This is a genomic window from Streptococcus mitis (assembly GCF_001579035.1).
Lineage (GTDB): Bacteria > Bacillota > Bacilli > Lactobacillales > Streptococcaceae > Streptococcus > Streptococcus mitis_J.
The window spans coordinates 201386-209692 of record NZ_KQ970285.1; the positions used below are offsets into that span (position 1 = coordinate 201386).

6 protein-coding genes and 1 riboswitch are annotated in these 8307 nt (G+C 44.0%); of the genes, 3 read left to right on the forward strand and 3 right to left on the reverse strand.

Translation table 11 applies throughout. The annotated features are described in order from the left end of the window. The 3 genes from SMIDD26_RS00935 to SMIDD26_RS00945 all read right to left on the reverse strand — a co-directional run. On the reverse strand, positions 1–689 hold a 689-nt coding region (locus SMIDD26_RS00935), incomplete at its 3' end, for an LD-carboxypeptidase (protein ID WP_419986642.1). Positions 690–830: 141 nt separating this feature from the next. Then, on the reverse strand, positions 831–1508 hold the full coding sequence (locus SMIDD26_RS00940) for a DUF1129 domain-containing protein (RefSeq protein ID WP_061438646.1): 678 nt from the start codon (positions 1506–1508) through the stop codon (positions 831–833). 11 nt (positions 1509–1519) lie between these two features. Continuing rightward, complete coding sequence (locus SMIDD26_RS00945) at positions 1520–2464, reverse strand: magnesium transporter CorA family protein (RefSeq protein WP_000815623.1); 945 nt, start codon at positions 2462–2464, stop codon at positions 1520–1522. A 131-nt stretch (positions 2465–2595) separates the two neighbouring features. On the opposite strand from SMIDD26_RS00945, the gene uvrA reads away from it, so the two are divergent. The 3 genes from uvrA to SMIDD26_RS00960 form a co-directional block, all read left to right on the forward strand. After that, the gene (gene uvrA, locus SMIDD26_RS00950) at positions 2596–5427 is read left to right on the forward strand and encodes an excinuclease ABC subunit UvrA (protein ID WP_061438647.1); all 2832 of its coding nucleotides are present in this window, start codon (positions 2596–2598) and stop codon (positions 5425–5427) included. Beyond that, positions 5420–6481 carry a M24 family metallopeptidase gene (locus SMIDD26_RS00955; RefSeq protein WP_001042891.1) on the forward strand — a complete coding sequence of 354 codons (1062 nt, stop codon included), beginning with the start codon at positions 5420–5422 and terminating at the stop codon, positions 6479–6481. The genes uvrA and SMIDD26_RS00955 overlap by 8 nt, the downstream gene beginning before the upstream one ends. A 57-nt stretch (positions 6482–6538) precedes the next feature. Then, a riboswitch (M-box (ykoK) riboswitch) is annotated at positions 6539–6689 on the forward strand. 194 nt (positions 6690–6883) lie between these two features. Next, positions 6884–8307 (forward strand): HAD-IC family P-type ATPase (locus tag SMIDD26_RS00960; RefSeq protein ID WP_167747448.1); only part of this gene is annotated, 1424 nt, incomplete at its 3' end.

An 8307-nucleotide genomic window follows, 5' to 3' on the forward strand; every position in this document is an offset into this window, starting at 1 on the left:
TGGCAGAGCTCCGTGCTATCTGCGTATCGAGAGTTGTCAAAGATATCGTAGAGGGATTCGAGACAACCGCCGAGGATTTTCCCCTCGAACTGGGCATTTCCTTGCAACAACTCAAAACCGGTATTTACATGACTGACACGAGGTGTCCCCAGAGCCTTGGGACTAAAATCAGTTCGTTCCTCATACCAAACGTTGCTAGGGCGGATTTCTGAGATTCTTCCCGTCTCAATCAATTCTTTAAAGTAGTGAAGGCTATAGGCTAACATTTCCTTGTCTAATTCACAAATGTCTGCTAAAAAGGATTGGCCATAAAAAGTCTTGATTCCTAGTTTATGCAACATGAGATGGTTCATGGTTGTATCCGAGAAACCAAGAAAAATTTTTTGTTTGATAACCTTTTGTAGTTGGTCATTTTCAAAGAGGTAGGGTAGCAAGCGATAGGTATCGTCTCCACCAATGGCGCATAGGATCATGTCGATACTATCATCAGAAAAGGCATGAATCAAATCCTCTGCACGCGCTTCAGGATGTTCCTTGATAAAGTCTAATCCTTTTTGCGAATGGGGCAAAAAGATAGGATTGAGTCTCAGATCCTTGAGACGTTGGACACCCAAGTCCACTTCGTGTTTGACAAAGTCTTCTCCGATAATGCCACTAGATAAACTAACAATACCAATAGTAGAAATCATATTTTATCCTCCTAGAAATAGATTGAGCCTATTTTATCACAAAAGATTAGATAGAGCTATGTGGGATGTCAGAAGAATACTTTAAAATCAAAAAAGTAAGTGAAAAAGCAACCGCGCCTGCAGTTGCTTTTATCATTCTTCTTAATAGCGTGTTGGTCCTGCACTTGCGCTGCGGATATTCAAGCGTTTCTTGAGATAGAAGCGAAGGGCTAGGAGGGCTGCTCCGATAATAGCTAGTGGCACTGGAGCAAGTACTGGGTTAAGGCTAGCTGGTAGGAAGCTTGTTGCAAAGAAGACAAGCAACCAAAGGAACATAGAAGCTAGGATAACTAGTACAGATTTCCAGAAAGGTGGACGTTGACTGCGGTCCATATCAGGCCCGTAGTATTGATAAACAAAGTAGTACATCAAGTAGAAGGCAAATCCACCAACTAGTCCAACTAATAGAAGAGTAATCAATCCATAGCCGAAAGCTTGATCTGCCGCAAAGAAGGTTGTGAGGGCGCTGACGAGGGCAAAGAGGCTAGTGATGAAAAGAGCTGAGTCCATAATCATGAGTTTTGGATCATCATTTTCTTTTGGATGCTCTTTTTCATATTGTTCCTTGACAGTGAAACTATGAGCCCAGTGGGTCGGTGCGCCGTAGAGGGAACGAGCAGTCGTACCCTTGGCTTGCTCTTCAAGAACTTGAGGAATGACTTCCTCAAAAATAGTCTTGATTTCAGCGTCTGATTTCCCATCTTTGATGAATTGTTGGGTAGCGATGTGGACAAACTCTTGGTTTTTCTTAGTTAATTTTTGTAGATCAATCTGAGACATAGGAACTCCTCTTAGAACCATTTTTTATGGATGAGATAGAGAGTGAGCGAGACACTCATAGCAAAGGCGATAAAGACGATTAACCAGAAGGCATTTGGCTCGCCGTTTAGGGGGATTTCATTATCCTTAAAGTTCATCCCGTAGGCAGAAAAGACCATGGTTGGGATGGACATGACGATGGTCACAAGGGCCAAGGTTTTCATGATGTTGTTCTGGTTGTTAGAAATGATAGAGGCAAAGGTCTCCGTCATAGAATGCAAGACGTTTCCATAAATGTCTGCCATCTCGATGGCCTGTTGGGTTTCAATCAGGGTATCTTCAAGCAGGTCTTCGTCCTCAAGGTATTTCTTGATATTGCTGGTTGAGCTGGTCAATTTCTTAATCACGCGCTCATTGGTTTTAAGTGAGGCCTTGAAATAGACGATGGTTTTTTCCAATTCCATGAGTTCAATCAATTCTTCATTACGAGTTGATTGATGCAGTTGACTTTCGATTTGTTCACTCTTACGGTCAATCGAACGAAGGGCTGTTAGATAAAGCTCTGCATTGCGATAGAGAATCTGGAAGATAAAACGCGAACGCATGAAGGTGTAGAAATTACGCAATCGACGGTTGATAAAGACATCGAGGACCGGTAATGGTTCCAAACACGTAGTGATGATGGTTTCCTCTGTGATGATAATACCAAGCGGGATGGTTACGTAGTAGGTGCGATTATTTCTTTCCTCTGTGACTGGCACGTCAACGATAATCAGGGTGTACTCGTCTTCAATGGTAATACGAGACATTTCTTCCGCATCGAGCGGTGCTCGAAGGTCGGCAATATCAATATCGAAGGCGTTAGCGATTTCGAGTGATTCATTTTGAGTTGGATTGACGAGATTGATCCAAGTACCCGGTTCAAGCGTATCGATCTCTTTAAATTCAGTTGTTGTAGAGAGAAAAACTTGTTTCATATCCCTTATCCTTTCTCATTTTTCAGATTTTTTCACACCGTACTATTATACTACAAATTCAGCCTTTTGGGTAATAGAATCTCACTTTTTTTGGTATAATGGTAAGCAATAATGGACTAGAAAGAACAAAAATGCAAGATAAAATTGTCATTCATGGGGCGCGTGCCCATAATTTAAAAAATATTGATGTGGAGATTCCGCGAGATAAGCTGGTTGTAGTGACTGGCTTGTCAGGTTCAGGGAAATCCAGTCTGGCCTTTGATACCCTCTATGCGGAGGGACAACGTCGCTATGTGGAGAGTTTGTCAGCCTATGCTCGTCAGTTTTTGGGAAATATGGAGAAGCCTGATGTGGATGCTATTGATGGTCTCAGCCCAGCTATTTCCATCGACCAGAAAACGACTAGTAAAAACCCTCGCTCGACGGTTGGAACCACGACTGAAATCAATGACTATCTGCGTCTCCTCTACGCACGTGTGGGGACGCCTTACTGTATCAATGGGCATGGGGCTATCAAAGCTTCTTCTGTGGAGCAAATCGTGGATAAGGTTTTGGAATTGCCAGAACGCCAGCGTCTGCAAATTTTAGCACCTGTCATCCGCAAGAAAAAAGGCCAACATAAGAGTGTTATCGAGAAGGTTCAGAAAGATGGTTATGTTCGTGTCCGTGTGGATGGGGAAGTCTATGATGTGACCGAAGTGCCAGACTTGTCTAAGAGCAAGCAACACAATATCGATGTCGTGGTTGACCGTATTGTTATCAAGGAGGGCATTCGTAGCCGTCTCTTTGATTCCATTGAAGCTGCCCTTCGTATCACAGAAGGCTATGTGATTATCGACACCATGGACGATTCGGAGTTGCTCTTCTCTGAGCATTATGCCTGTCCAGTTTGTGGATTTACTGTTCCAGAGTTAGAGCCACGTCTCTTCTCATTCAATGCTCCTTTTGGTTCTTGTAGTGAGTGTGACGGCTTGGGCATCAAGCTGGAGGTGGATACTGATTTGGTAGTGCCAGATGCCAGCAAAGCGCTACGTGAGGGAGCCTTGGCTCCTTGGAATCCTATCTCATCCAACTACTATCCAAACATGCTAGAGCAGGCTATGACAGCCTTTGGAGTGGATATGGAGAAGCCTTTTGAGGACTTGTCAGAAGAGGATAAGAACTTGATTCTCTATGGGTCAGATGGCAAGGAATTCCATTTCCACTATGAGAATGAATTTGGTGGCGTGCGCGATATCGATATTCCTTTTGAGGGAGTTGTCAATAATATCAAGCGTCGCTATCACGAGACAAACAGCGATTACACTCGCACCCAGATGCGCCTCTATATGAATGAGCTGACCTGCGGAACTTGTCGTGGTTACCGTCTCAATGACCAGGCCTTGTCTGTCCGTGTGGGTGGTGAGCAAGGGCCACATATCGGAGAAATTTCAGACCTGTCTATCGCAGACCATTTGGACTTGGTGAACCAGTTGACTCTATCTGAAAATGAAGCCATCATTGCTCGTCCCATTCTCAAGGAAATCAAGGACCGCTTGACCTTCCTCAATAACGTGGGTCTTAATTATCTGACTCTATCACGTTCAGCAGGAACCCTTTCAGGTGGGGAAAGTCAGCGTATTCGTTTGGCAACCCAGATTGGCTCCAACCTCTCAGGTGTCCTCTATATCCTAGATGAGCCGTCAATCGGTCTTCATCAGAGGGACAATGATCGTCTGATTGCCAGTCTGAAAAAGATGCGTGATTTGGGCAATACTCTCATAGTAGTGGAACATGATGAAGATACCATGCGCGAAGCGGATTATCTGATTGATGTTGGTCCTGGTGCTGGTGTTTTTGGCGGGGAAATTGTTGCGGCAGGTACGCCCAAGCAGGTAGCTCGTAACAGTAAGTCTATAACAGGCCAGTACTTATCAGGCAAACGTGCCATTCCAGTGCCAACAGAGCGCCGTGCCGGAAATGGTCGTTTTATCGAAGTGACAGGTGCGCGTGAGAACAACCTGCAAAATGTCACAGCTCGCTTTCCACTAGGAAAATTCATCGCGGTGACAGGTGTGTCAGGTTCAGGGAAGTCGACCTTAATTAACAGCATCCTCAAAAAAGCTATTGCCCAGAAGCTCAACCGTAATTCAGACAAACCTGGTAAATTTAAGACTATTACAGGGATTGAGCATGTAGACCGCTTGATTGATATTGATCAGAGCCCTATCGGACGAACGCCGAGGTCCAACCCTGCTACCTATACAGGAGTTTTTGACGATATACGTGACCTTTTTGCTCAGACAAATGAAGCCAAGATTCGAGGCTACAAGAAGGGTCGTTTCAGTTTCAACGTCAAGGGTGGTCGCTGTGAAGCCTGCTCAGGTGACGGGATTATCAAGATTGAGATGCACTTCTTGCCAGATGTTTATGTAGCCTGTGAAGTTTGCCACGGAACCCGCTACAACAGTGAAACCCTAGAAGTTCACTACAAGGAAAAAAATATCTCGCAGGTCTTGGACATGACCGTCAACGACGCGGTAGAGTTCTTCCAACACATTCCTAAGATTCAACGTAAACTCCAGACCATCAAGGATGTGGGGCTAGGCTATGTGACCTTAGGACAACCAGCTACCACCCTTTCTGGGGGAGAAGCCCAGCGTATGAAGCTGGCTAGTGAACTCCACAAACGCTCGACCGGAAAATCTTTCTACATTCTGGATGAGCCAACGACAGGACTTCATACCGAGGACATCGCTCGCTTGCTTAAGGTTTTAGCTCGCTTTGTCGATGATGGCAATACAGTTCTTGTCATTGAGCACAATCTGGATGTTATCAAGACGGCAGACCATATTATTGACTTGGGACCTGAGGGCGGTGTCGGTGGTGGAACCATCATCGCAACAGGAACTCCAGAAGAAGTAGCGGCCAATGAAGCCAGCTACACAGGACAGTATTTGAAAGGAAAATTACATCATGAATAAACGCGTACAAGCATTTCTAACTAAAATGCAAGAAAAGGAACTGGATGGCATTATCATCAACAATCTTAAAAATGTCTATTACTTGACTGGTTTTTGGGGTTCAAACGGAACAGTCTTTATCAGCCGTGACCGTCAGGTCTTGGTGACAGACTCTCGCTATATCATTGCAGCCAAGCAAGAAACCAGTGGTTTTGAAATCGTAGCAGATCGCGATGAATTGGCTGTCATTGCAGGCATTGTCAAGGACATGGGCTTGTCTCGAATCGGTTTTGAGGACGAGATTTCAGTATCTTATTACCACCGTATGCAGGCAGCTTTTGCAGGTTTGGACTTGTTTCCACAGACTCAGTTTGTCGAAGGTCTTCGAATGATTAAGGATGAAGCGGAGATTGCAGCGATTCGCAAGGCTTGTTCTATCTCAGACCAAGCTTTCCGCGATGCGCTTGACTTTATTAAGCCAGGAAAGACTGAAATTGAGATTGCCAACTTCCTTGACTTCCGCATGCGTGAGTTGGGAGCATCTGGCTTGTCTTTTGATACGATTCTAGCTAGCGGTATCAATTCTTCTAAACCTCATGCCCATCCTATGCACAAACCAGTAGAGTTAGGGGAAGCTATTACCATGGACTTCGGTTGCCTTTATGACCACTATGTCAGCGATATGACACGGACTATCTATCTAGGGCATGTTAGCGATGAGCAGGCAGAAATTTACAATACGGTTCTCAAAGCCAACCAAGCCTTGATTGATCAGGCTAAGGCAGGATTAGGTTTCCGTGACTTTGACAAAATCCCTCGTGATATTATCATTGAGGCAGGTTATGGCGACTACTTTACTCACGGTATTGGCCACGGTATTGGACTGGATATCCATGAGGAACCATACTTTAGCCAAACTTCTACAGAAACTATTAAGGCAGGTATGGCCTTGACAGATGAGCCAGGTATCTATATCGAAGGCAAATATGGCGTTCGTATTGAGGATGATATCCTGATTACAGAGACAGGTTGTGAATTATTGACCCTAGCTCCAAAAGAGTTGATAGTTATTTAAGAGTCAAACAACTCAAATGATTGACTTTTAAATTTTAAAGGTTTATACTGAAAGACGAAAACGGTAGGTGAGGCTACCATAGGGATACGGATGACTACCGCAAAGCAGTGGAGACACTACTCGTTGGTCAACAGTCCTGGTCGCGAAGGCCAAGACTAAGCTCATTACATTGCCCTATGGAGTTAAAGCTTGAACGAAAAACAGATAATTAGTTTTTTAATCCTGCCATTTTATGGTGGGATTTTCTACTGTTTAAATCAAAGAAAGGAGATAAACGATGCAAATTGACGATCATCCGGAACCGCACATACACAGCCAATCGCTGATTTGTGTCGTTCTGTCCTTATAAAGTGATTGGTCTCTGTGTATGAAACACATCATTCATACAGATAGGAGAAACCAATGAAAACTACAAAAGAAAGATTAGCAACAGCTATTCATACATCTTTAAACGAAACTCTATCTTTTTATAAGACAAGTCTAACAGGCCTGACTGAGGAGCAGGTGGAGAAAAATCGTGACCTATATGGCGAAAATACCATCACAAAGGGTCAAGAAGACAGTATCCTCAAAAAGATTTACGAATCCATTATCAATCCTTTTACAATCATCTTGCTGGTCATCGCCGTGATTTCCTTGGTGACCAATGTCTGGTTGGCAAAACCAGGTCAAGAAGATCCGACAACTTCCATTATCATCGTTGTCCTAGTCCTCATTTCTGGTAGCATACGCTTTGTCCAAGAACTCCGTAGTGATAAGGCTGCGACCAATCTATCAAAAATGATTGTCAACACAGCGACTGTCATTCGTCAAGGAGAAATCCAAGAAGTACCTATCGATGATTTGGTAGTGGGTGACGTGGTTAAATTAAGCGCTGGAGACATGATTCCAGCAGATCTTCTTTTATTTGAGTCGCGCGATTTCTTTGTACAACAGTCGGGCTTGACAGGTGAAAGTGAATCGGTTGAAAAATTGGCCTTGACCAAGGCAACAGTTCAACAATCTGATAGTCTGCTAGAAGCAGAAGCGCTCGCCTTTATGGGAACCAATGTCTTGTCTGGTAGTGCCAAGGCCGTGGTTTTAGCAGTTGGTGATGATACCATGATGGGGGCCATTGAGCAGACTTTGAACACCTATGACGAGCCTACTTCGTTTGAGCGGGAGATGAATAGTATTTCGTGGCTCTTGATTCGTTTGATGCTGGTCATGGTGCCCATTGTTTTCTTATCCAATGGTTTAACAGATGGTGACTGGCTGGAAGCTGGCGTATTTGCTTTGAGTGTTGGTGTTGGATTGACACCTGAGATGCTTCCTATGATTATCACGGCCAGTCTAGCAAAAGGCTCCATCATTATGGCCAAGGAAAAAGTGGTTATCAAGAAACTCAATGCCATACAGGACTTAGGGGCGATTGATATTTTGTGTACAGATAAGACAGGAACTCTAACCCAAGACGAAATTGTCCTTGAATATCCCTTGGACATCCACGGACGCTTGGATTTGACCGTCTTGAGACGAGCTTATCTCAATTCTTATTTTCAAACGGGCTTGAAAAATTTGATGGACAGAGCCATCATCAAACGGACTGAAAAGGAAGCCAAAGAACACCCCCTCTTGCAAAATCTGGCTCAAACTTTTCAAAAAATAGATGAGCTTCCCTTTGATTTTGAACGTAGACGGATGAGTGTTATCGTTAAGGATGAACACGAAGTTGTTAGTTTGGTAACCAAGGGTGCCTTAGAGGAAATGTTGACGATTTCCAGTTATGCGGAATACCAAGGAGTGATTACTCCCTTGACAGATGTTATTAGAGACGAAATTTTAGC